Origin of the sequence: Falseniella ignava CCUG 37419 (genome assembly GCF_000301055.1) — a bacterium.
Lineage (GTDB): Bacteria > Bacillota > Bacilli > Lactobacillales > Aerococcaceae > Falseniella > Falseniella ignava.
In genome coordinates this window covers 235,839-259,934 of sequence record NZ_JH932301.1, presented here as the reverse complement: position 1 = coordinate 259,934, position 24,096 = coordinate 235,839, and the positions used below count along the sequence as shown (strand labels likewise).

Genomic DNA, 24,096 nt, shown 5'->3' with positions numbered 1-24,096 from the left:
GCGCTCACCTTAGGTTATTTCGTGATAAGCTGCATAAACTTCTTGCTTACGAACATCTCTACGTTTAGCAACTTCTTTAATACTTTGCTTAGCGGTCAACCCCTCTTCTTCCATTAAATGCTGGACATAATCTTTTAAACTCAGCTCTTCCATGGCATCAACTGTTGGCTGAACAGCCGTACTACCATCAATCAATAGTACAATTTCTCCTTTAATCGGCGTTGCCTCAAGATAAGCCAATACTTCTCCTGCTGCACCGCGCAAATACGTCTCGTAACGTTTGGTCAATTCTCGGGCTATCACAATCGCGACTGAATCTCCCAACGTTTGGACGATAGATCGAACGACCGATTCAATCCGGTAAGGCGATTCATAAAGTATTGCTGTCTCTTGATGTTGAGCAATTTGCTGCCAGAGAATTTCTCGTTCGCCCTCTTTACGTGGGACAAAACCGTAGTAGGTGAAATGTTCATGCATCATCCCCGATGCAACTAATGCCGTTAAAGCCGCGGTCGCGCCTGGCAACGCAATTACCGCATAATCTCGATCGATAGCTGCTTGAACCAGTTCGTGACCCGGATCATTAATAAGCGGCATCCCGGCATCGCTAATTAAAGCAATCGAGCGCCCTTGCGCTAACTGTTCAAGCCAACGCTCGATCTCACTTTGATGAGAATGGGCATGGTGACTGTGCATTGGCGTCTGAATTTCAAAGTGATTGAGCAGATGGATAGAGTGTCGCGTATCCTCCGCTAAGATAAAATCGACTTCCTTTAGCACCTTAATGGCTCGATAAGTCATATCATCGAGATTCCCAATCGGAGTGGGCACTAAATAGAGCTTACCGCCGGAGCTTTGATAACTCGATTGAATCTTCACTTAAATCTCCTCCTCACTCGATCGACAATCCCGATGCACTTGCTGCTCTTGATATTGGATGTCACAGCCTGCTTTCTTTAAGTATGTTTCTTTTTGAGAGCGGCTCAGTTGCTTAAAGCGGGCTTCTGCTTGCATCGCTAAGGATTTACTCGACCATTGTTCACTATAAATAAGTTTCGCCGGACGACGTGATCGAACACGAGTATACTTGGCACCACGTCCACTATTGTGCGCAGCCAGCCGCCGCTCTAAATCGGTCGTAAACCCTGCATAAAGTGTCCCATCTTTGCAATAGAGCACATAAAAATAATAATTAGCCATGTCGATAAATCTCCAACATCGCTTCGGTATATTCGCCATTCGCTTGGTGCACCACAACTGGCGGTTCCACACGAACCCCATTTCTTCCACCATGGTAAATGGCCTCCATTAAAACGCCATTCGCATTGCGGTCCGGCTTCGGATGAATAAATTGAATTCGATGAACTGAAAAATGATAGCGAAGTAATGTGTCGAATAGATCATCAAGTCGTTCTGGTCGATGGACGATGTACAACCGTCCTTTGTATTTTAATAATTGCCCTGCTTGCTTAACCCAATCTTCAACGGTAACCGTGACCTCGTGACGCGCCATCGCGACGCTCGGATTCTGGTGCAGCGCTTCGGTCTTACCCACTACAAAATACGGAGGATTACAACTAATCGCATCAAAGCGATGATGATTTTCCACTGTGAACTCTTTCAAATCGCCATGTCGAAAGGTAATTTGGTGCTCGCGTTGATTAATTTGTGCATTGCGCTGTGCCATTGCGACTAATTCTGCCTGGATTTCTATTCCTTCAATCGGTGCTTGAGTACGGTAGCTAACTAATAAAGGAATAATGCCATTCCCGCTACAAAAATCAAGCAACCGGAAATCTGAACGACGAGGAATTGTCATAAAATGAGCCAATAAAACTGCATCAACGGATGAACTAAAGTAATCTTGGCTTTGAATCATTTTTAACGCACCACCGAGAAAATAATCCAGACGTTCCCCTGGATTCAACAGGATAGATTCAGTTGAATTTGACAATCACTTCACCTCAATTTGCACACGGCTTAAGATTTTAATCGTTTTAACACTTCCACACAAAAAAGACATTCTTCCCCTGGTTCTAATCTAGATCCGAAAAATTCATGACACACATGAATCCCATCTTGATAAAAGTTCTGCAAACTTTCATAGCCTTTCCCTGATTTTGGGTCTTCTAACGTTTCAAATGGGGCTGACTGTTCATTAAATGTTTGTTCGATAACCGGAATAATTTGCTGTTTGAGCTCAGCGTTATTCATCCTCAGACGATTATTTTCTTCTTCAAGTTGTTTTATTTCTAAGTTTAGTTGGGCGAGTGTTCGCTGCAAATCAACAAGTTGCTGCTCAGCTTCAAGTAATAATTCATTCGGTGTCTTTTTTTCCATCAATTCGCCTCCTTTAATTCATTACGCATTGTGATTGGCTAATGCATCCTCTGCTCTCAATACAAGTCGTTCTAAGGTTAATTGGGCTGATACGTTCGCTTCCAATCGTTCCATCGCCTCTAATAATAAATCATTCAAGCAAAGAACTTGATGAAGCTTCGCCCCGTCCGATTGAATTAATTGTTCCACCGCATAATAACTTGGCGCTTCGGATCCAGTTAAGGCGTTCATTACTTGATAATTAAAACCAATTAAATAGTCCAAACTCACTCGACACCACCGTGAATCGAGCTGCTTTTTTAATCGGGTTTGAATATAGACAATTCCTTGATCGTTTCCTGTATATAAATATTGATAAAAGCGGTCTAAGGATTTAATCCATTGGTCGACCGCCACTTCATCGTATTCAGCCATCCAATAATCTGCGACTTGATCAGGTAAGGCGCTCCAGAGGCGTCCATGAAATTCACTCACACCTTGTGCTCGCCAATCTGCCACTTGTTGCGCCGACGGTGGTGCAGGAATAGGAAGTTCTTGTAATCGCGATTGAATTGTCGGGAGTAAATCACTCATTTCCGGGACCAACAAGAGTAAATAGCGATGTGGATCTGGCTCTTCGAGCAGTTTTAACATGGCGTTAGCTGCATTGAGATTCAAGGTCTCCGCTTGTTCTATGACGACCAACTTAAAGTATGTTTCTAGTGGTTTTGTTGCTAACCATTCGTTAATTTGACGGACTTGATCAACTTTGATCACTGTTCCGGCGGGCTTCAGCGTATAAACATCGGCTATCTGACCATTTTTAGCACGCAAACATGCGTCACAATGATGGCACGGTTCGCCCTGAGACGTTTTATTCGTACAAACAAGCGCCTGAATTAACGAAACTACGACTTGTTGTTTTGAAGGATAATGGGAACCGGTCAAAGCATAAGCATGCGCTAATTGACCGGTCTCAACTAAATGATATAAGTATTGCGTAATTGCTTGTTCTTGCATAAAAGACTAGATACGGTGGAATTGATCAACTGGCACGACAAACACAATCCCGCCGCCTACTTCAACGCGTACTGGGAATGAGCTGGCTAGCTCTAAGTTTACATCCATATTTGATGGGTAAGTCACAACTTGATCGCGGCGTTTGCAGACATATTCAATCGTATCAAGTACTTTTTCAACTTGATCATCTTCAACCCCACAAAGGAAAGTCGTGTTTCCGCTTTTCAGGAAGCCACCGGTCGTACTTAACTTGGTCGCTGGAATCTTTGCTTCGCGAAATGCATTTCCTAAATCTAATTCATCTTGGTCTTGAACAATAGCTATGACTAATTTCATGGTGATTCCTCCTAAATAATTTGATTTTTGATCAATGCTTGGTAACATGTTTGGGCAACTTTTTCAATCGGTTGGTCGCCATCAATTAAGACAAAACGCGGATTATCGTGAGCTAGATCCAGATAAGCTTGACGGACTCGTTGGTGAAACGATAAATCTTCTTGATCCAGTCGGTCAAATTGTCGCGTCCCTCGTGCTCGATAGATTCGCTCTAAACCAACTTCAGCTGGAATATCGATTAACAATGTTAAATCTGGCAAATGGTCCCCAATTGCAAATTGATTGATCGCCCAAATTTCTTCCATCGGCAGTTGACGAGCAACGCCTTGATACGCGAGTGAACTATCCACAAAACGATCCGTAATAACCAGTTCGCCACGTTCAAGCGCTGGAAGGATTTTCTCAACCATATGCTGTCTGCGACCGGCAGCGTAGAGCATTGCTTCCGTCCGTGCATCCATCGCTGTATTATGCGGATCTAAGATTAATTCTCGGATTTGCTCCGCAATCGGACTTCCTCCCGGCTCACGTGTGAGCGTTAGAACACATTCTGGATGGGTTTGCTCAAGCATTTCAGCTAATTTTGCCAAAACACTGGTTTTACCTGAACCGTCTGGTCCTTCCATTGATATAAATTTACCTATCACTCTCTTGCTCCATTCATTGTTTATAATTCTCGTCGGCCCTCAATCGCCCGATAGAGCGTCATTTCATCGGCGTATTCAATGTCCGTACCCACCGATAAACCATGTGCCAGTCGCGTTATTTTAATACCCGCAGGTTTAATCAAACGCGATAAGTACATCGCAGTCGCTTCACCCTCAGCAGTCGCATTGGTGGCTACAATCACTTCCTTCACTTCTTCATTTTGTAACCTCTGAAGTAATGACGGAATATTTAAGTCTTCTGGCCCGATTCCTTCCATGGGTGATAATACCCCACCTAATACATGATAGCGACCGTTATATTCTTGCAGTCGTTCCATCGCCATCACATCTCGGGCATCTTCTACCACTAAAATCGTCGATGGGTCGCGCTGTTCGTCTGAACAAATTAAACACGGATCAACATCTGTAATATTGCCGCAAACACTACAGTAAGTGAGTTCACGACGAACATTCACTAAATTACGAGAAAACTCTAACACATCCGCTTCTTTCATCTCTAAGATGTAAAAAGCGAGGCGGGCTGCTGATTTTGGTCCGATTCCTGGTAACTTCGTAAATGAATTAATTAACTTTGCAATAGGCGCAGGATACTGCATCGTCTCACCTACTTCCTAGAAAGGTAAGTTCAACCCTTGAGTATACTTACCAAGTCTTGATTCTGTTTCTGCTTCTACTTTTTGGATGGCTTCGTTCACTGTTGCAATGACCAAGTCTTGCAACATCTCAATATCTTCAGGGTCCACCAATTCTGGTTTCAACTCGAGAGACTCAATTTGACGATTGCCATTCATTTTAACAATCACTAAGTCATTGGTAGAACTTACTTCAAAGATTTCAGATTGAATGGCTTTCTGTTCTTTTTCCATATCTTTTTGCATTTGTTGAACTTTTTTCATCATGCCTTGCATATTAGCCATATTGGGTATTTTCGCCATCTTCATCATCCTTTTCATCTTATTTTGTGCTTTAATTATATCATAGTTTCCCCTAAAATAGCATCGTCTCTCTTAGGCTCACTGTCTAGAACTTGTGATGCAAATATCGTTGGAAGATGCGATACGATGCCATCGATAAGAGATTCAAACCCCCGATTCCAATACAGGTCCAAACTACCGTTTCGCTGGCTCGATAATAAGTAATCAACCATAAAATAAAACTTATCACCAAAGTAACACTCTGCGTACTACGATACGCTTGTTCGCGCCGAGTATTATAAGGTCCGATCATGGTTTGAGATCCGACCACGACGAGCTGATTTAATAGATGCAGTTGGACCGCTAACGTTGCGATTAATAGTAGCAACGATAAAATTAATTCTCCATGAATATGTGACTCTAAGTACATTACTTGGTGATACAACGTCATCACCCCTAAGGCAGCTAAAATAATTTGTAACGACGCATATTTGCGAATTAATTGAGGCTGAGCACTATAACGCGTTCCTAAAAAGTAAATGAATAATAATGCCATCAACCAAATCCACAAATTAATGTAACTGCTAACGATTAAATTCATTCTCTCACCTCATCTAAATGCTATCGATCATAATGGAACGATATATTTTCCTCCCCAAATAAGTTGATGGTTTCTCGAATTGCTGCATCTTCTTCCGGATCTTCCGAAAATTGCATTGTTTCGATGGAGGTTGCTTCTTCGGGTTCACCTTGGTAGACTGTGCCAAAAATATCGGTATATTCAACCTCATTTTCAGCGTTGGCACCCGCTTCGTTGGTTCCTTGCTTCCAATCCCGAATCTCCACAGTAGATTCCTCAGGCACAGACTCGTCCCTTACGGTATCATTCATTGGTTCCTCAGACACTTCAATATCAAATGACGATGGCTCCTCATCCGGTGCCATCACGGATTCATTCGACAATTCTGGCGAGTTCGTCTCATTTTTTGGTTCATTCTCATCCTCCCGATCTCGCAATGGAATCGGCTGATTATTATTTTGATCGCGCAAAACTTTGTATTGTTGGCGTAACGTTGGCCATTCACTACTTAATACAAGCACGACTTTGTACGACTCTGCTAAAATTTGTTCGATGGCTTGCTGTAATACCTGTTGAACTTGCATCTCATGTTGGATTTCTCCTGCATACAGGGCACTATCGAGGCGAAGTAAAATATAGCCATTCCCTGCAGTGATCACTTCACTATCGGTAAAGAGGCGGCGCATCTGGGGAGGCAGCTGCCCAACAATCGAAGACCAAGCAGACTTCACTTGCTTACGTCCTTGATGGGTCGCCTCATTCAATACATGGTAGACCGCCGATTGATCGAGCTGATAAGTAGCAGCTTGATGATTGGGGCGCTCACGCGGAGTCAATGGTTGTTCGCTAGAAACCGGTTCAGACGTGACTACCGCACGACCTTGCTGAGTGGATTGAGCCAATTGTTCTACTTTGGATTCCAATTGCGTCAAGTGTTCTTTAAGTTGGACAACTTGCGCAACCAGTTCGGAATCTTGCGGTGTCGCTGAGGAACTTACCAACTGAGATGGTTGTTCGGACGCCAGTTGAACCGTAAATATCTCTAAATAAACTTGCGGTTGATTAGAAAACCTCAACTTATTTTGGGTTTCGTTGAGTGATTCAATCATTTGATAGTAGAAGGACGCTGGGATTGCTTCAATGGTTTCAAGCTGAGCGTCGGTTAAGAGCGTTTGATTTTTCTCCAAATATTGAGATAACAATAAGTCCCGACTTAATAAGATTAGTTCTTCAATGAAACGTGCCGTTTGCTTCCCTTCACTTAATTGTTCACGAACAATGGCTAAAGCAGCTTCCACTTGATGTTGATAGATGGCTTCAATATAAGCTAAGAGCGCCTCTTGACTTAAGCTGCCTGAAACACTCAGTGCCGCATCTAAGGTCACTTTCTCTGGATGATAAGAGATAGCTTGGTCTAACAGGCTGAGACTGTCGCGCATCCCTCCATTGGCTGCTCGAGCAATCAGCGCAAGCGCTTCTGAATCGTAGGCGACTTGATCGTGCTCTAAAATATGAGCTAAATGATTGGCAATATCTGTCTCACTAATTCGTTGAAAGTCATAACGTTGCACTCGTGACAAGATCGTTGCTGGAATTTTATGCGGCTCTGTCGTCGCCAAAATAAAAATAACACGTTCTGGTGGCTCTTCGAGCGTCTTCAATAATGCATTGAAAGCTCCGGTTGTTAACATATGAACTTCATCAATAATATAGACCTTATAGGTGGCTTCGCTAGCTGCATAACGAACATTATCACGCAAATTGCGAATCTCATCGACTCCGTTATTACTTGCCGCATCAATTTCTACTACATCACTTAACAATCCTTGCGTAATCCGTTGACACAAGTCACATTCATTACAAGGGTTGCCATCTTGGGTATTCGGACAGTTGACGGCTTTCGCCAAAATTTTAGCTGCACTCGTCTTTCCAGTCCCACGAGGACCAGTAAATAAATAAGCATGACTAATTTGTTGGTTTTTTACCGCATTTTTCAGTGTCTCTTTAATCGGATCTTGTCCAATCATTTCATCGAATGTTTGCGGTCGCCAAACGCGATATAAAGCTTGATAACTCATGGCGCGCTCCTTTCTCAATTTATAGTAAAATGCTTAGTTTGTTTGCCCCACCAACACTTCAAAATGCATCGTCACTTGATCAATTGAATGATTTAATAATTGTTGACGCTGCTGAGAATTCAACCCCCAAGTCAGCGGCGTCATATCGATGAGTAATGCCAAATCCGTCGGAGTTAATCTCACAATGTATTCTAAGATTTGGCTCTGAACAGCGGGATAATGTTGGTAGAACAAGGTTTTAACTTTAGTATTATCATATTGCGAGCGATCAGATGTATTGTAGATTCTCTCACGTAGTTCTTTTAAGTAGTGGGTACTTGGAATCACTTTAATGACTTGCCCTCCAGGACGTAGCAATCGATTAAATTCCTGATAATTAGAGGGACTTAGGACATTCAAAATGCCATCAAATTGTTGTCCCGTTAGAGGTACGTTGGCCAAATCGCTCACCACCCAATCGATTGCTCGATAAGTTTTGGCAGCTTGACGAATACCGTCTTTGGCAATATCAATGCCTACAGCATCGGAATGAATACCTTGTTCTTTTAATTGTTGATCAACTTGATTCAAGATGTAACCTTCACCTGTTCCAGCATCAAGCAACTTGAGGGCTAGTGATCCATTCGCCGTCAAGATGTGAGTGATACAATCAATAACCGGTTGATACAGCTTCGTTCGATCATTTAATTCCCGTCGAGCATGGAATAACGATTTGTCATATTTCGTCGAATGTCCTTGTAGAAGCAAGTTAATATAGCCTTCTTTAGCAAAATCAAAATGATGTCCCTTCGGACATTTCATGCTGCGACCTTCGATTTGCAGAGGTTGCTGGCAAACTGGACATTGGTATCGGATACTCAATTTATTCGCCTTCCTTTGTCAATAAATATTGCTGAGCTTGCGTTAAAATATCTCGATCATTCTCATAAGTGAGCCGTTCCAAGGCAAGTGAATAAGGCAACCAAAGAACATTGGTAACTTCTTCGATTTGTTGAGTCACCGTTAATTGGTCGGATAAAGCTACAAAGTAAACTACTTCTTTTTGAACACCTGGACTCGGTGAATAGCTCACCGACGTTCTGAAGCGCGGATCAATCGTAACATTCAATCCTGTTTCTTCTTGAATCTCACGTTGAGCTGTTTCGATTTCTGTTTCACCTGCTTCGACATGCCCTTTCGCAAAGGCCCAATGACCCCCATTCCGGTGACAAATCAATAAATAATGATTTTCGCCGTGGTCAGTATAATATACTACAGCGCCGCATGATTTTTCTTGTACTTGCATCCATTATCCCTCACTTACATCTTCTCCAGTTAATTACTCCTATTATACACTATCTGATGATTTTTTGAGGGTTTTATATTCCAAAGACTGGATGAATCACAATCAATTAAAAAGCGCCTCCTTTCGGAATGGCGCTCACTTGAATATAAAAAAATACCACATGGCTTCGTCACTTAGAGCTGCTATCTCCCGATCCTGACCCGGTTCGTGACTCCACCATTGGCATCTTTATAGTATCATAGGTTTCTCTTGAAAGCAAGTCACACCCTTTTACGAACAAGCGCGTGCTGCTTCCATAAAGGCCTGAATTTGTTCAATCGGTGTATCATAAGGCAAATCACATCCTGGAGCTAGAATTAATGTTCCTTTTGCATCTTTTGCGGCTTGAGCAATGCGTTCAACTTCCTGCTTGATTTCTTCAGGTGTTCCCTCTAAGAAAAACTTAACGGGATCGACATTGCCCATCAGCAACAACTGATGATCAGTCATTTCAAAAGCCTTTGCCACATCAACCACTTGATCCATACTAAATGCATCCACACCCGTTTGTTGAATCAACGGTAATGCTCGTTCCGTATTACCACAAATGTGTAGGTGTACGCGTTGATTTTGTTGATGCAATGTTTCGACAAGTTGTTGCGTATATGGAAAGGCAAACGCCTCGTATTGCTTGTGGCTAATTAAACTACCACTCGCCACCGGATCGCTTATATTGTAGATAATCGGTGCCAAATCACTGAAACATTCAACGAGCTGTGTGGCTAATTGTGTCGTATAAGCTAACGCTGCATGGAGTCCTTCTGGATCTCGGCGCATACCGCGTAAAATTTTCTCCGATTCAATCAAACCTGCTACCATACTGAAAGGACCTCTAAAATGAAGACGAACTGGGACTTCTCCATGTGTCTCATTAAGAAAATGTTCGATGGCTTGACGCAACCTTAAAGTAACCGGAAGTGTCTCCAATGCCAACTCTGGCAATGCCGCAACGTCGTCTAATGCTTGGGCAGGATAAGCCACAATACTACGTGAAGTATTTGGATGAGTAACTTTACTTTCACCGCCAAGCACCTGATTGATTTCGCTCATCGAATAATTTAAAGAGACGGAATCTGCTTTAAAGGTTTGATAACTTTTTAATAACTTCTCAAGCAATAATGTCGCGTCTGCTTCAGATTCAAGGTAAGTTCGGTCGATTAATTTAGCGCTCACTAAATTATCAAAGAGTACGACCGGCATCGTATCTAATGGGGATTGCGTATGAAGTCTTTCCCAACGTTCAGCGGAAGTGAGTTCCATTGGCATCGTCTCCTTTACTCATAAAATTTATCCATGTATTGGTGAATTTTAAAATATCCGGATTGATTATTAATCGTAATAACCCCGCCATTTTTCATCGAATACATATCATAAAGCTCTGGAATATGGTCTTCTTTCGGAATCAAATATTGTAAAATATGACGGATATTAATACTGTGCCCCACAAAGAGTAAGGTCGCATCCGTATCTCCTAACTCATCAAGCAGTTTATCTGCCCCAACATGTAAGTGAGCCAAATAATCTTGATAATCTTCACCCTCACCATGCAAATCTGCCGGTTTCAGTGCAGAGAGCCGCTCGGCCTCGGTTGTTTCATTTAACATCGCTTCAACCGAAGGGAAACCGAGATATTGCCGGAGTATTTCCCATGTTTCATTGGCAGTCATTCCTTCAAAACTCCCAAAACTAATCTCACGGAAATCCGCTAATTCGCGAATTGGCACCATCCAACGTGGATAAATACTTTCACCTAGTAAAATCTCCGCCGTTCTCGTGGTACGCTTCAAGTCACTGACAATGGCTGCATCAAAACGCACTCGGCTAAGACGCTTGCCAACTTGGCGCATATCTTCAATCCCTTTAGGGGTCAAAAACGGATCTACCCAACCTTGCGTTCGTTGATGTAAATTGAAGTAAGTCTCCCCATGACGAATAAAATAAATCGTTAAACCTTTTTCTAATTTTGCGTCCATATTTTTCTCCTAACGTCGAATCGATCTCGCTAATTGTCTTAATGTGTGATTTTCTCCACGAATGGTCATCGACAATTCATAAATATTCTCAAAAGGTGCCACACCACCACTGTTCGATGATCCAATGTGATGGATATCAGCGCCGCCTACTTTGCTATTCAAAGCAATCTGACGGATTACATCTCTCGGTGCACAACACTGGCTCGCTCCATTAACAGCCATGACCAACTTACCTGATTGACGGATAATACGTTGACACGCTAGGAATTCCTCCATCGTAAAACCCGGAATCGTCCCAACGGCTGGTAATAAGACCACATCAGCTCCTGCTTCTACAAATTGCTCCGCAACGGCTTCTGTCATGACCGGCTCTTGAATGGCTGCAGAATGCATTTTCCCTACCATAATGATTCCTGAATAATGTTCTTTGGCAAGTTGAATACTCTGTACAATTCCTTCGTTCGTAACGCCTGATTTTGGATTCCCTGTAATACATAAGAAATCCAACGACAAATTCTCAATAACGTCTAGTGTTTCAACACTTAGCTTCCGACCGGATATCATCGTTTCCAATGGTTCGTAGGTTTGAGCAGATGTCGGCACAATCGGCTCCAAGTTAACCCCTAACGGAACACCGACTAATTCTTTTAAGCGTTGAACCGGACGGTCAGCTTGGTCGATCCCTAGTATAACCGGTTCTAGTACATTCAACTGATTCAATAAAATCAAATCCGCGCCGGCTGCCACTGCCAATTCAGAATTGGTCAAGTCTTTTATATATGATTCAAAACTTTCTTTTAATTCAACGAGTACCGTACGACCTTCCGCAGCAGCTATGGATTGCAACAGCATCTTCCGATTCATTTGCTCAAAATCACTCGCATAACAATCTAATATTCTTCTCGCATTCATCAATAATTAAACTCGCTCCCCTGTCTGATGGTCGAACCAATGAATCTTATGATCTAACAAGGTTAATCCGACACGCTGACCTGGTTCTAGCTGTGTACGTTCGTAATCTCGCACCACAATTTCCTCACCTTGGTCATCATAAAGATAGATTAATTGTTCGTTTCCTAAGTTTTCTGTATGTGATACTTCATAGAATTCACCGTCAGCAATTTGTAAATCTTCTGCCCGCAATCCAATATGAATTCGATCACCTTGGTACCCCTCCGGCACATTTAACGTAATATTTCCAAATTTCACTTTCCCATTTTGAACCGGTTCACTGACAATATTCATTTGTGGACTTCCGATAAATTGTGCCACAAAAATATTCGCGGGTTCATCGTATAATTTTTCCGGAACATCATATTGCTGAATTAAACCTTCATTCATTAATAAAATGCGTGTTCCCATCGTCATCGCTTCAGTCTGGTCATGCGTCACATAGATCATTGTTTTACCAATTCGTTGATAAAGTTGGATAATTTCTGAGCGCATCTTAATTCGAAGCTTCGCATCTAAGTTCGATAAAGGCTCGTCGAGCAAGAATAATTTAGGATCGCGCACTAGAGCTCGCCCTAATGCTACCCGTTGGCGTTGTCCACCAGATAATTGTTTTGGATAGCGATCTAATAACTGATCTAAGCCTAGAATTTCACTCGCATTTTTAATACGTTCGGCACGCTCTTCAGCTGGAACTTTACGCATTTTAAGACCGAACTCCATATTTTGATAGACCGTCTTTTGCGGATAGAGCGCATAGTTTTGGAACACCATCGCAATATCACGTTGCTCAGGCTTCATATTTGAGACATCGGTCTCGTCAATTAAGATACGTCCTTTATCGAAATCCTCTAATCCGGCTATCATCCGAAGCAAGGTCGTCTTACCACAACCAGACGGCCCTAGAATAACGATAAATTCATTGTCTGGGAAGACCAGCGATAAATCGGTAAAAATAGTAGTGTCACGACTATAAGATTTTGTGACGTTATCAATCGTTACTTTTGACATAGTTCTACTCCTTACTACTTGTTTGCATTAACCCACGGCCAATTGAATTTTGAATAAACATAAAGAATACAAAGACTGGGATGGTTGAAATCGTACTGGCAGCCAGTTGTAGATCCCAACGTGTCCGATTATATTCTTCGAAACGAATAATAGCTAGCGGCAACGTGTTATTCGCCATATTCAAAATACTTGAGCGGGCGAAGATAATATCTCCCCAAGCAGAAATAAAGGCAAATAAGCTAGCCGTTATAATTCCCGGTAACGCCATTGGAAGCAACACATGGAAGACACTCTCATACCAAGTGCAGCCATCCATTCGCGCAGCTTCTTCGATATAGAGCGGAATCCCTTGTAAATAGGTATACAATAACCAAATCGTCATCGGCAAGCAACTCGCCGTGTTACCAATAATCAGTGATAAGCGAGTATCTAAAATACCTAACGTATTAAAGATGGCATAAAGTGGTCCAGAGAGTAAGACGGGTGAAAACATCTGAAATAGTAGGACCGTATAAAGAAAACCTTTTTTAAATCGAATCGGATAACGCGTTGTCGCATAGCTCGCTAAGACCGCAACGCTGGTACATAGCACCATCGTAACCCCTGAGACAACCAAACTGTTGATTAACGGTTTAATAATGCTTTTTTCACCAAAGAGCGTCTCCGTATAATTTTCCCACATCGGTGGCCACTCAAAACTGTGAACCGGATTTTGCAAGAGGTTAGAGTAGGAACTTAACGAAGAAATAACCATAATGATAATCGGCAAGTTGATTAAAAGCCCAATTAAAATAACAATTGCTGTTCGTAATTTTCTTTGCATGTCATCACCTACTGTTCCTTCAAGATATTACGAATATAGTTGAACGTAATAAGGACTAAGAAAATTAAAATTAAAACCGAAAGCGCACTACTAATTCCGAAGTTAAAATTACGGAAGCTTTCGTTATAGACGCGCATCATTAATGTTTCCGTTGAGCGAAGTGGTCCGCCTTCCGTCATAACATAGAGAACGTTAAAGGAGTTGAAAGTCCAGATGGTTACCAATGTTAAGGTCACCATAATAATGCTCTTCATCTGAGCTAAGGTAATATTGACAAAGCGGGACCAATAACCTGCACCGTCGACACGCGCTGCTTCATAAAGACTCGTTGGAATATTTTCTAGTCCCGATAAGAACATCATCGTCACTAAAGGCCATCCCATCCAAGCATCAACAATCCCGACGACATAGAGTGTAATATCTGGACGAGCTAACCAAGAAATATTTGAGCTAATCACATTGATCTGCTGTAAAAAGTAATTTAAATAACCATATTTACCGTCGAGAATCCATTTCCATACAATCCCTACCGCAATTTGTGGCATTGCCCATGGTAAAAGGAACAGAAAACGCACGAACTTCTTACAGTAAATATCGCTATTTAACAACATGGCGAATATAAAGCCAATTACAATTTTAAGAAATACCGTAAAAATCGCATAACGCAAGGTGATCGACAAGCTTTTTACATAAGAACTATCGGTAAAAATCTTTTTAAAATTCCCCCACGCTACCCAAGTCGACTCGCCACCAAACAATCGCACTTCTTGAAATGACTGAATCAATGTCAAGAAAAAAGGATAACCATATAAAATAATCAAAAGAATAATTGCTGGCATAATCAAAGTATAAGGTACCCAATCGGTATGTTTTCGCATCTGATAATCCCTCCTTCAGACTCCCATTGATTTAAAATTTTGCTGGGCTCAATTGGCCCAGCAAAAATTTTTCGTTTAAAAATTATTCAGCGACTTCTTTTTGAGCTTCATCAAAGGCAGTTTGACCGTCTTTTTCACCTAACAAGGTTTCTTGTAAAGCTTGAACGAATGCACGGTTAAACTCATCCCAGTTTGGTGTATGTGGGTCTGGGTAACCGAAAGCAATGGTCTCTAAGAACGGTTTCATAAAGTCTGTTTGGAATCTTTCGTCAGCTTCTTCAGCTTTAAGAATTGGGAACCAGTTGAATGCTTCACTCACTGGACGTTGGAATTCTTCTTGACCCATAAATTCAATGAATTTCCATGCACCTTCTGGATTTTTAGCTCCTTGTGTAATAACGTAAGAGTCCGTTGCAATGTTAACGCCTGGATGTTTACCTTCTGGTAGGGGTGCCACTGCGTATGGGTATTCTTCTTTATGTTCTTCTAAAGCTTCTTGATCCCATGGACCTGTTACGAACATTGCTAAGTCTCCATTAACGAACATTTTAATTTGATCGTTACGTTCAGATTCAAGTGGACTTGGAACTAAATCTTTATCGACGAATTGTTTTAAGTATTCTGCAGTTTCAACAATTTCAGGTGTATTAAGTTGGAATTCACCTGATTCACTTACTGGGAAGCCATCATTTTGGTAGAAGAAGTTCATTAATTCAATCGAAGTTCCTGGTCCGTCGATTGGTAAGTAGAATCCATAAATATCATGTTCTTCTTTGACTTTTTCTGCCACTTCTAATAATTCGTCCCAATTGGTTGGCGGTGTTTCAATTAAGTCTGTACGGTAGATTAATGCACGACTTGAGAACGCCATTGGAATACCATATTGTTTACCGTCAATCGTTGCTGTGTGATAGACACTTTCAACACGCGGTTCAATAAATTCAGGTGTAATGAATTCATCTAAGTCGCGAATAATTCCTTCATCACGGAATTGACGAAGTGAACGTGTCCCAATTAGCATAATATCTGGCGCTTGTCCGCCATTTACTAATTGAACAATACGGCTGTTTAATTCATCCCATCCTACAGGAATGACTTCAACTTTAATCCCTTCAGCTTCTTCAAAAGCTTTAATACCGGCATCAAGTTCTTCACGTAAGTAACCTGTATCATAACCAGGAACTAAAATACTCACGGTTTGCTCCGCTTTCTCTTCTGCGTGAACTGCAGTGAATAAGCTCGGAACGAAAACGCTTAGTAGCATGACTGCCGCTACAAGTTTTAACATTATTTTTTTCATAATCTGTCTCCTTATTTCTACATTCGACCGTAATGCATTATCGCTTCCACATACGCCGTCACATTTTGAATCGGTGTGGCTAGTGGCACACTGCATCCCGGTCCAATAATATACTTCGTTGAACTATGCTTTGCTGCCTCATAACTTTGGGCAACTTGTTGCTGGATTGAGTTAATATCACCTTGAAGGAGATATTTCACTGGATCGATATTGCCGATAATACCTACCGGTAATTCTTCTACAATCTCCAACGCTGTTTTCAAATCAACTTGTTGGTCGATTGAGATATAATCGACTCCAGTACTGGCAATATCGGTCAGAAACTTTGTTGTATCGCCGCAAATGTGAATCACCACCTCCCCTCGTTGATATTGTTTAATATGCTCTACAATGCGTTGAGTATAAGGTTGGCTAAATTCACGGTATTGTTTGCCGCTAATCAAAGCTCCTGATGACACTGGATCCGTTATATTGAATGTTGTTTGATGATTTAATGCAAAGGCATCAATAATACGTAACGTTGCTTGTGTTACTAACTCTAAGAGTTGATGCACTTGTTCGGGTTGTCTTCGAGTTCCACGCAGCAAAGTCTCAATATTAATTAAGCTCGCTGCGGAAGTTAAGGGACCTGTAAGCTCATAAGCTACTGCAACCTCTTGACCGAGTCGGTCTTGAATCATTTGAATCGCTAAATCATGTTTACGTAATAAGCAAGAAGCTTCGAAAGAAACTTTGGATAAATCAATTTTGTCTAACTCATCTAAAGATGACAGCAATGGAACATCTAACATCGGACTGGCATCTTCCGGATACTTCATTTGACTCCCTAAGATGATTCCCAGTCCATTTAACCCCAAATTCACCGAAACATTATCGCATCCGAATGCGTTGTATACAGCGATTTCCTTGGCTGCAATATTACCCGCAGTTGCTTCAGATTCTTGATACGTTTGGTGGGTCAATCTCGCACCAAATGTTCCATGAAACAACATATAGGGTGGGCGATCTACTGGCAACCCTTGATTAAAAGCAGCTAACCTCTCGATTGAATTCAATTGCAGTACTCCTTTTCAGTTACTAATAATTCAACGGCGCTGCCATCAAGCAGTCGAGTGACTACAGCCCCTTGATACATTGGATTTAATAAAACTTGATCGGTAAATCGATCATTCGAACAGCGGTGGTGTATGACCCGATAATCAGTCTTTCGATACCGGATCAGTCCATCCGCCATTAATGGATTAACATAAACCACGCCTGATGTGCAACGAACATAAGTTAACCATTCACATAGCCACTCCCATTGCCAAGGCATGACGTATTCTCGATAAAACGCATCCCCGATTATTTCGGGAATTCCAATTGGATCACCTAGAATAATCATCCCTCGCTTGAGTTTCAATTCGGCTTGTAAGAGCTTCGTCCACTGTTGATACAATTGTTTGAAAGCTTGGAGTGGCACCGTCGCATCTCGTTTAAGCACCGTAAGTAATTCCCGTAAGCCAATGAGGCTCTCCCAAATGGTCCAAAGCCCGGTGTCATTGAAGCCTACAGGTTCATCCAATTGATTCAACCATTCGATTAACGGGACGATTTGGGTAAGATCCAAGTCAGCTTGAGCTTCCCATCGTGTGACATAAGCTCCGCCGGTGGCTACATATTTTACATGCGCTCCGAGTGCTTGTGACGCCATCAGATGACCGATCGGTGCTAATACATATGGTTTTTGAGTCGCCTTTTGACGCAAACGGATTAATGTTTGCATCACCTCTAAAGAACCGTGCGTTTCTGCTAACCATTGATGCTGGTTTGAAGTCAACCCTTCGCCACTGTCAAAAGGATAATGTAATCTTTCAAGCTGTTCAATTCGCTTCCAATGCGACATCGCTTAACCCCGCTTCTCAAATAGTGTGTGGCGTACAAAACGTCGCTGGTAGTCGTCCATTAGACTTAATTCGAGCGGTTCAATTCGCTGACTTAATGCTTCTAAGTCCTGTCGGACGTCAAGTGACATCAGTGCCATATAGGCTCCACTATGAGATGTGTTCCCCAAGTAGTGCAACTTATTTTTAAAAGCTTGAGGTAAGATGCCTGTTTCAATCAGGCTCGACTCATCAATATGTGCTCCAAACTGTCCGGCAATATAGACGTGCTGGATAGCTTCTGCCGTAGTTTGAGCTTCAACTAGCAATTGTTCAATCCCGGCCATAATCGCACCTTTCGCTAATTGGACTTGGCGAATATCTTGTTGCGATAAATAGACTCCCTCAGCTAAACGAATTCGACGTTTCCCTGTTGCGTCGACTTCAATGTACTGAAGACGATCATCATCCGGCGCTAGACTTTGTGGATCGATAATTCGTCCACGTTCATTAACCAATTGATATCGGAGTCCCTCACGCAATGCTGCTAATACACCACTACCACAGAGTCCAATCGGCTCTGTATTTGAAATCACTGATAAGACTGCCCCTTCAGGCGTCAAACGCACTTCCTCAATCGCACCACTCGAGGCTTTCATTCCTGATGTAATGTTCATCCCTTCAAACGCTGGTCCCGCTGCGGTCGAACAGCTGAGAAGATGTTGGTTGGAGGCTAAAATCATCTCGCCGTTCGTCCCAATATCGATCACAATGGCTTGATCTTGTCGATCGAGTTCCGCTACATAGGCGCCGCAAACAACATCTGCGCCAACATAAGCTGAGATCATCGGCAACGTAATAATACGTGCCCGTGAATTAATAGACCAATCCCATTCAGGATGAACTTGAAAATTTTGACTCGATTTAACGACTAACTCATAAGGCGAACGGCCTAACGGCTCTGGATTAATTCCAAGTAACAAGTGCAACATCACTGGATTTCCCGCGATAACCATCTGATAGATATATTGCGAATTCACCCCTGTTTGAATTCGCAACGCCTGAATCAATCCTTTAATTGTATTGATAACAGCGGTTTGCAAGTTATCTAACCCTGATAAGCCTGAATCCATCACATGCGTTATTCGCGTTAAAACATCGGAGCCATATTGCCCTTGTTGGTTGAGTTGGCTTTTTGTCGCCAACTGCTCGCCTGTCAGTAAGTTCACTAATGTTACGACGACCGTTGTGGTCCCAATATCGACTGCCAGACCGTATTGCCACGCCGTTGTATCCCCCGGTTCGATAGAGAATATCTCACCTTGGTCGTAGACTCCCGTCCATTGGTGGGTTTGTTCATCCATAGATAAACCGAGTTGTTTTGACGCTTGTTGGGCCTCTCCCGCTGTCAGTATGCGCTTTGTAATAGCGGGTCGGTACTCAAAGTGAGGCAAAGTCCCTTCAGTCAGTATCGTATGTTGTGTCTCAAGTTTAAAATTAGTCACTGCTACCGATTGCGTTGGATAATAACGACATAAGAGCCGCTCTTTAGGCGACTGTCCTTGAGTTGAAACTGTTCCGCGACATTGGCCACAACGCCCACGCCCATCACAGTCTCCACTAATTAATACGTCATGTCGACGCAGACATTGCCAAAGCGATTCGCGACTTTCTGTATCGTAATCCAATTGACGCCCATCCGGTAAATTTATTTTGACAATCATTTTGATTCCAATTCAGTGTGATGAGTTAATCGCTTCGCTAACTCCACACATTCAAAAGCATTTTCGGAATAACCATCAGCGCCAATCTCATCACAAAAAGCTTGTGAGACTGGACTGCCTCCGATCATTACTTTAATTTGCTGACGCAAACCTTGTTCTTCTAGAAGCTCAATCACCCGACGCATCCCACCCATGGTCGTTGTCATTAACGCTGACAGTCCAATCAGATGTGCGTCTTGTGCGACAGCTTCATCAATAAAGTTTTGGAGTGGAACGTCTTTACCTAAGTCAATTACCTCAAAGCCTCCTGCTTCAAGCATAATATGACATAAGTTTTTCCCGATATCGTGCGTATCACCTTCCACAGTTCCAATGACCACTTTCGGTAAGTCCGCTCGAGTATCCACTCGCTCCATTAAAATCGGTTGTAAGATTTCCATTCCTAATTCGAACGTATCTGCACAAAACAGCAAATCGGTCACATAGTACTCTTCTTCAGCAAACAGCTCCCCTGCGCGATTCATGCCATCAACCAAACCATCTAATACAGCTACTTCTGGATCAAAGTCTGCATCGAGATACTCCCTGACTGCATCAACGATGCCCTCTTCATCCATATCTAATACGAGATCTGAAATTCTTTTTAATAATTTATCCTGTTCTTCCATGTCTTCTCCTCAAGTTTGCTACGAACCCACTTATATTTCACAACAACACAAAAAACCGATCAACCCCTTTGGATTGAACGGCAATATCTCGTTAAATCATCTATTAAAGTTTAAAAATAACGCAAATATTGCATAGACAAACAAGCCCTTGGCACAATTGACGGTCCATCAACGCTTTCTAATCTCACTTAAAAAAACGACAATCCCGTTAATCTGAAGGCATGTTGAAATATTCAGTTTTAGATGTTGACAAGGGATTCTTCAATAAACAAAACTTGTTCCATTACGCTAAATCACTTTCGCATTGGCAATCCCTTCCTTCCTCTAAAACAATCTATGCAACATAGTTCAAGATTATTTTATCATTAAATTCTAAGTTAAACAATCCATTCACACTAATGAATAAATTCACATAAAGATTATGATATTTTCTCGAATAATTCGAGTCACATTATCCTTTCACACTTCCTGATGACAGTCCACTTACTAAGCTTCGACGGAAAATAATTGCAATAATAAGTGGCGGCAAAATTGTAAATAATCCTGATGCAGCAATCATACCATAATCTACCGAGTCACGAGTCATAAATTCCGATAAAATTAATGTTACGACTTTATTAGATTGAGACGTCAATAGAATCATCGGAATTTGAAATTGACTCCACGTCATCAAAATAACCGTCAATACGCAACCTAATATGGCATTTCTTGAGGCAGGTAAAATAATCTCCCACGCCGTATACCATTCATTCGCGCCATCCATCGCCGCAGCGTCCCATAAATCTTGTGAAATACTATGAAAATGGTTATACATCATCCAAGTCGAGAGCGGATAAAAGGCGGTGACGCAAATCACACTTACCCAAAATAAATTGTTAATTAATTTAAATTGTGCAAACATTTCAAAAATAGGAATAATGGTAGCAAAGACTGGTATTACCATTGTGATCAATAATGAACGAAAAAGTCCGATCTTCCATTTGAAATGATATCGACGAAAGCCATATGCTGTTAAGGTTGCTAATGGAACACACATCAACGTCGTGTACAATGCGAGTTTGATTGAGTTTTTCAATCCGTTAAAAACAACTTGATGCGCCTTGGTCGATGAATCTAATATCTTCTGATAATTCGCAAACGAGATTGTTGTAGGTAATAGTTGCGTAGAGAATTTTACCAGTTCGTTGTTCGGCGTTAAACTCATAATAAAATTCCAAACAATCGGCGCCAAGGTAAAGATTAAAAATAAAACCACCGCAATTGAGTAAAGTCCCTTACTTCTTTTCTTCATATTAATCCACCGCATTTTCTATATTGATTGATCGAATGTAGAAATACCCAAACACCCCGGATAAGAGCATTGAGATATAAGTAATCGCAGATCCATAACCAAAGTCTAGATAGCTAAATGTATTCATGTAATTATATACGAGAAGTGATTGTGTCTCAAAGCGATAGCCGGCGAGCGCTATAATCTCGTCAAATGCCATAACACCTGCTAATAAAGCTTGTAACAAAACAACTTTAATCGCAGGAGCAATAAAAGGGAGGGTAATATCCGTCATCTGATACCAACGATTGGCTCCATCAACTTGTGCTGCTTCATATAGATCGAATGGAATAGCCTGCAATCGTTCTAATACAATAATGGCACAAAACGGAATCACACGCCAAGCAATAACAAATGACACAATCATCAACAACTGCCACCGATCCGTTAGCCAGAAAACAGGCGTTTCAATTAAACCAAAATTTAACAATAATTTGTTAATTAGCCCATAAGTTGGATGGAACATAAATCGCCAAATAATCCCATTGACTAGAGGGGGTAGCGCCCAGGGAATAATGGCGCATGCTGTTAGAAAAGAACTCATTGATGAATTGATATTTAACAACATGCCTATCGCAATACTGATAATTAACACTACGACTGTAACGATCACCAAAATATATAGTGTATTGATTAACGCATTCATAAAATCTTGCGATTGTATAACTTTTATATAGTTTTCCAGACCGATAAATTTTGTTTGATTCGGTCGCGTTAATTTATAATTTAATAAGCTCAAGTAAAAAGTTTTAATGATCGGATAAAGGACTAATATTCCCATCAGCAATATCCCTGGTAGAAATAAAGCGCCCCGTTTAATCTTATCCATCAATTCTCACCCCTTTTCTTTCTATCATATTTTGATACAAAAACAGACCAGCAAATAACTGGTCTGTTGTGCTTTTCCTTATTTATTTGCTTCAACCACTTTATTAACATTTTCAACCATTTGCTCTGCTGCTTCTTCAGCAGTTAATTTGCCAGTTGCTAGTTGATTAATGACGTTATAAATTTCTGCACTCATTTCGGTGTAGTATGCAGGAACACCGTGTGGGAAAGGCGATTCAATCATACCCGCTAACTCTGTCATCACACCCGCGATATTAATTTTACCTTCTTCAACGACTTTTTCGAGCACACTAATACGTGTTGGTAGTGAACCTAACTCATCAAATAAACGCGCTTGAGTTTCTGGTGAAGTATACCATTTTACGAATTCAAGGGCTGCGTCAGGATGTTCTGTATTTGGTGAAATTCCTACACCTTCTTGGAATGAAGCTGTTACAGGAGAGGTTGTTTCTTTACCTGGCAATAGGGCCGTCTCAATTTCACCTTTTACAGCAGAATCTTCGCCTTCAACCATTTGAAGCAGTCCGGAAGGACCAACTACAAAGGCTGCGTCACCATTGACGATTGGCATAAATGAATCATATCCTGAACTGTTAACGTTACCAAGGTCGACTAATTCATTCGTCATTAATTCCTCATAAACTGTCAGTGCATCAAGGGCTGCTTCAGCATTCAACGTTCCATCCTCATTAAAGACGACACCGTTACGAGAAAGTGCTAACCATAAGAAAGTGGTCGTAGTATTTTCACCCGCTTCAATCGGAATTGAAACTGGATATTCAACCACACCAGCTTCTTTTAATGTTTTCGCTGTTTCGATAACTTTATCCCAAGAAGTAACATCTTCATCTACTTCTCCTTCATTGAACATGCGTTTATTGTAATAACCGATACGGAAGTCGTTCGCATAAGGAACACCATATACCGTTTTATCTACTGCAAATTGTGATAATGCTGGGAAATCGTCCGCATCTTCTAATTCAATTGGTGCTAACCAACCCGCATTAACAAATTCTCCGACCCACGACCAGTCAACTTCAAAAACATCTGCCGCGACTGTATTCCCTGCAGCAGCAATCGCTAATTTATCCCGAATATCATCCCAAGCTGTCGGTAAAACATTGACTTTAATGCCTGATTGTTCTTCAAATTCTTTCAACAGCTCTTCAGAAGGGGCACCCCAATCTGGAATCATAAAATTAATTTCAACTATTTCCTCGGCATGAGCCGTTGTTCCAAAAGGAACTATGGTCGTAAATAACAACATTAAAGCGGCCAAGCATTTCATAATTTTTTTCATATGTTTCTCCTTCTTTTCAATCAACTACAATTGACGCCGTCCAACACAAAAAGGCGCCACTCTATTAACATTCCTAGTTATGTTTATTGCAAATCATCTAACCATAGGCGCCCTCCTTTAACTTATTATTATAAGTGAATTATATCACGATGCCCTAGCACTGACAATCCTATGACACTCAAACAGGT

27 protein-coding genes and 1 other RNA gene are annotated in these 24,096 nt (G+C 41.6%); all 28 read right to left on the bottom strand.

What is annotated here, in order from left to right; translation table 11 throughout:
• Nucleotides 1-9: 9 nt before the first annotated feature.
• Nucleotides 10-879: a 16S rRNA (cytidine(1402)-2'-O)-methyltransferase gene (rsmI, locus tag HMPREF9707_RS05455; protein ID WP_006701696.1), complete on the bottom strand. Its 870-nt coding sequence runs from the start codon at nucleotides 877-879 to the stop codon at nucleotides 10-12.
• Nucleotides 880-1,200 carry a GIY-YIG nuclease family protein gene (locus tag HMPREF9707_RS05450; RefSeq protein ID WP_006701695.1) on the bottom strand — a complete coding sequence of 107 codons (321 nt, stop codon included), beginning with the start codon at nucleotides 1,198-1,200 and terminating at the stop codon, nucleotides 880-882.
• The gene (locus tag HMPREF9707_RS05445) at nucleotides 1,193-1,954 is read right to left on the bottom strand and encodes a tRNA1(Val) (adenine(37)-N6)-methyltransferase (RefSeq protein ID WP_006701694.1); all 762 of its coding nucleotides are present in this window, start codon (nucleotides 1,952-1,954) and stop codon (nucleotides 1,193-1,195) included. Before HMPREF9707_RS05445 ends, HMPREF9707_RS05450 begins: the two co-directional genes overlap by 8 nt.
• A gap of 26 nt (nucleotides 1,955-1,980) precedes the next feature.
• Nucleotides 1,981-2,340 carry an initiation control protein YabA gene (locus tag HMPREF9707_RS05440; RefSeq protein ID WP_006701693.1) on the bottom strand — a complete coding sequence of 120 codons (360 nt, stop codon included), beginning with the start codon at nucleotides 2,338-2,340 and terminating at the stop codon, nucleotides 1,981-1,983.
• A gap of 21 nt (nucleotides 2,341-2,361) precedes the next feature.
• Nucleotides 2,362-3,339 (bottom strand): hypothetical protein, encoded by a 978-nt coding sequence (locus HMPREF9707_RS05435; protein ID WP_006701692.1) that lies wholly within the window; start codon nucleotides 3,337-3,339, stop codon nucleotides 2,362-2,364.
• Nucleotides 3,340-3,345: 6 nt separating this feature from the next.
• On the bottom strand, nucleotides 3,346-3,675 hold the full coding sequence (locus HMPREF9707_RS05430) for a cyclic-di-AMP receptor (protein ID WP_006701691.1): 330 nt from the start codon (nucleotides 3,673-3,675) through the stop codon (nucleotides 3,346-3,348).
• 11 nt (nucleotides 3,676-3,686) lie between these two features.
• Nucleotides 3,687-4,322 carry a dTMP kinase gene (gene tmk / locus HMPREF9707_RS05425; RefSeq protein WP_006701690.1) on the bottom strand — a complete coding sequence of 212 codons (636 nt, stop codon included), beginning with the start codon at nucleotides 4,320-4,322 and terminating at the stop codon, nucleotides 3,687-3,689.
• 20 nt (nucleotides 4,323-4,342) lie between these two features.
• Nucleotides 4,343-4,939 carry a recombination mediator RecR gene (recR, locus tag HMPREF9707_RS05420; RefSeq protein WP_006701689.1) on the bottom strand — a complete coding sequence of 199 codons (597 nt, stop codon included), beginning with the start codon at nucleotides 4,937-4,939 and terminating at the stop codon, nucleotides 4,343-4,345.
• Between the two features lie 15 nt (nucleotides 4,940-4,954).
• Nucleotides 4,955-5,278, bottom strand: a complete 324-nt coding sequence (locus tag HMPREF9707_RS05415; protein WP_006701688.1) for a YbaB/EbfC family nucleoid-associated protein — start codon at nucleotides 5,276-5,278, stop codon at nucleotides 4,955-4,957.
• Nucleotides 5,279-5,363: 85 nt separating this feature from the next.
• On the bottom strand, nucleotides 5,364-5,858 hold the full coding sequence (locus HMPREF9707_RS05410; RefSeq protein WP_006701687.1) for a hypothetical protein: 495 nt from the start codon (nucleotides 5,856-5,858) through the stop codon (nucleotides 5,364-5,366).
• Nucleotides 5,859-5,878: 20 nt separating this feature from the next.
• Nucleotides 5,879-7,915 carry a DNA polymerase III subunit gamma/tau gene (gene dnaX / locus HMPREF9707_RS05405; protein WP_006701686.1) on the bottom strand — a complete coding sequence of 679 codons (2,037 nt, stop codon included), beginning with the start codon at nucleotides 7,913-7,915 and terminating at the stop codon, nucleotides 5,879-5,881.
• 33 nt (nucleotides 7,916-7,948) lie between these two features.
• Complete coding sequence (locus tag HMPREF9707_RS05400) at nucleotides 7,949-8,776, bottom strand: putative RNA methyltransferase (RefSeq protein WP_051007506.1); 828 nt, start codon at nucleotides 8,774-8,776, stop codon at nucleotides 7,949-7,951.
• A 1-nt stretch (nucleotide 8,777) separates the two neighbouring features.
• The gene (locus HMPREF9707_RS05395) at nucleotides 8,778-9,200 is read right to left on the bottom strand and encodes a bis(5'-nucleosyl)-tetraphosphatase (RefSeq protein WP_006701684.1); all 423 of its coding nucleotides are present in this window, start codon (nucleotides 9,198-9,200) and stop codon (nucleotides 8,778-8,780) included.
• Nucleotides 9,201-9,343: 143 nt separating this feature from the next.
• An RNA gene (gene ffs, locus HMPREF9707_RS08745) (signal recognition particle sRNA small type) lies at nucleotides 9,344-9,433 on the bottom strand.
• A 37-nt stretch (nucleotides 9,434-9,470) separates the two neighbouring features.
• The gene (locus HMPREF9707_RS05390) at nucleotides 9,471-10,499 is read right to left on the bottom strand and encodes a uroporphyrinogen decarboxylase family protein (protein ID WP_006701683.1); all 1,029 of its coding nucleotides are present in this window, start codon (nucleotides 10,497-10,499) and stop codon (nucleotides 9,471-9,473) included.
• A gap of 14 nt (nucleotides 10,500-10,513) precedes the next feature.
• Nucleotides 10,514-11,212, bottom strand: a complete 699-nt coding sequence (locus tag HMPREF9707_RS05385; RefSeq protein WP_006701682.1) for a histidine phosphatase family protein — start codon at nucleotides 11,210-11,212, stop codon at nucleotides 10,514-10,516.
• A 9-nt stretch (nucleotides 11,213-11,221) separates the two neighbouring features.
• Nucleotides 11,222-12,124 carry a DUF7916 family protein gene (locus HMPREF9707_RS05380; protein WP_006701681.1) on the bottom strand — a complete coding sequence of 301 codons (903 nt, stop codon included), beginning with the start codon at nucleotides 12,122-12,124 and terminating at the stop codon, nucleotides 11,222-11,224.
• A 6-nt stretch (nucleotides 12,125-12,130) separates the two neighbouring features.
• Entirely contained in the window at nucleotides 12,131-13,174 is a 1,044-nt protein-coding gene (locus HMPREF9707_RS05375; RefSeq protein ID WP_006701680.1) for an ABC transporter ATP-binding protein, read from the bottom strand.
• Between the two features lie 4 nt (nucleotides 13,175-13,178).
• Nucleotides 13,179-13,997 (bottom strand): carbohydrate ABC transporter permease, encoded by an 819-nt coding sequence (locus HMPREF9707_RS05370; RefSeq protein ID WP_006701679.1) that lies wholly within the window; start codon nucleotides 13,995-13,997, stop codon nucleotides 13,179-13,181.
• Between the two features lie 8 nt (nucleotides 13,998-14,005).
• Nucleotides 14,006-14,875, bottom strand: coding sequence for a carbohydrate ABC transporter permease (locus HMPREF9707_RS05365; protein ID WP_006701678.1), 870 nt, complete (start codon nucleotides 14,873-14,875; stop codon nucleotides 14,006-14,008).
• An 82-nt stretch (nucleotides 14,876-14,957) separates the two neighbouring features.
• A complete protein-coding gene (locus HMPREF9707_RS05360) occupies nucleotides 14,958-16,175 on the bottom strand; it encodes an ABC transporter substrate-binding protein (RefSeq protein ID WP_006701677.1) in 1,218 nt (405 codons plus the stop codon).
• 17 nt (nucleotides 16,176-16,192) lie between these two features.
• Nucleotides 16,193-17,230, bottom strand: a complete 1,038-nt coding sequence (locus HMPREF9707_RS05355; RefSeq protein WP_006701676.1) for a uroporphyrinogen decarboxylase family protein — start codon at nucleotides 17,228-17,230, stop codon at nucleotides 16,193-16,195.
• The gene (locus tag HMPREF9707_RS05350) at nucleotides 17,227-18,060 is read right to left on the bottom strand and encodes a hypothetical protein (protein ID WP_006701675.1); all 834 of its coding nucleotides are present in this window, start codon (nucleotides 18,058-18,060) and stop codon (nucleotides 17,227-17,229) included. Before HMPREF9707_RS05350 ends, HMPREF9707_RS05355 begins: the two co-directional genes overlap by 4 nt.
• A 3-nt stretch (nucleotides 18,061-18,063) precedes the next feature.
• Nucleotides 18,064-19,761: an ASKHA domain-containing protein gene (locus HMPREF9707_RS05345; RefSeq protein ID WP_006701674.1), complete on the bottom strand. Its 1,698-nt coding sequence runs from the start codon at nucleotides 19,759-19,761 to the stop codon at nucleotides 18,064-18,066.
• On the bottom strand, nucleotides 19,758-20,429 hold the full coding sequence (locus HMPREF9707_RS05340; RefSeq protein WP_006701673.1) for a cobalamin B12-binding domain-containing protein: 672 nt from the start codon (nucleotides 20,427-20,429) through the stop codon (nucleotides 19,758-19,760). The genes HMPREF9707_RS05345 and HMPREF9707_RS05340 overlap by 4 nt, the downstream gene beginning before the upstream one ends.
• A gap of 451 nt (nucleotides 20,430-20,880) precedes the next feature.
• On the bottom strand, nucleotides 20,881-21,720 hold the full coding sequence (locus tag HMPREF9707_RS05335; RefSeq protein WP_006701672.1) for a carbohydrate ABC transporter permease: 840 nt from the start codon (nucleotides 21,718-21,720) through the stop codon (nucleotides 20,881-20,883).
• A gap of 1 nt (nucleotide 21,721) precedes the next feature.
• Complete coding sequence (locus tag HMPREF9707_RS05330) at nucleotides 21,722-22,588, bottom strand: carbohydrate ABC transporter permease (protein WP_006701671.1); 867 nt, start codon at nucleotides 22,586-22,588, stop codon at nucleotides 21,722-21,724.
• Nucleotides 22,589-22,666: 78 nt separating this feature from the next.
• On the bottom strand, nucleotides 22,667-23,908 hold the full coding sequence (locus HMPREF9707_RS05325) for an ABC transporter substrate-binding protein (protein ID WP_006701670.1): 1,242 nt from the start codon (nucleotides 23,906-23,908) through the stop codon (nucleotides 22,667-22,669).
• Between the last annotated feature and the right edge of the window lie 188 nt (nucleotides 23,909-24,096).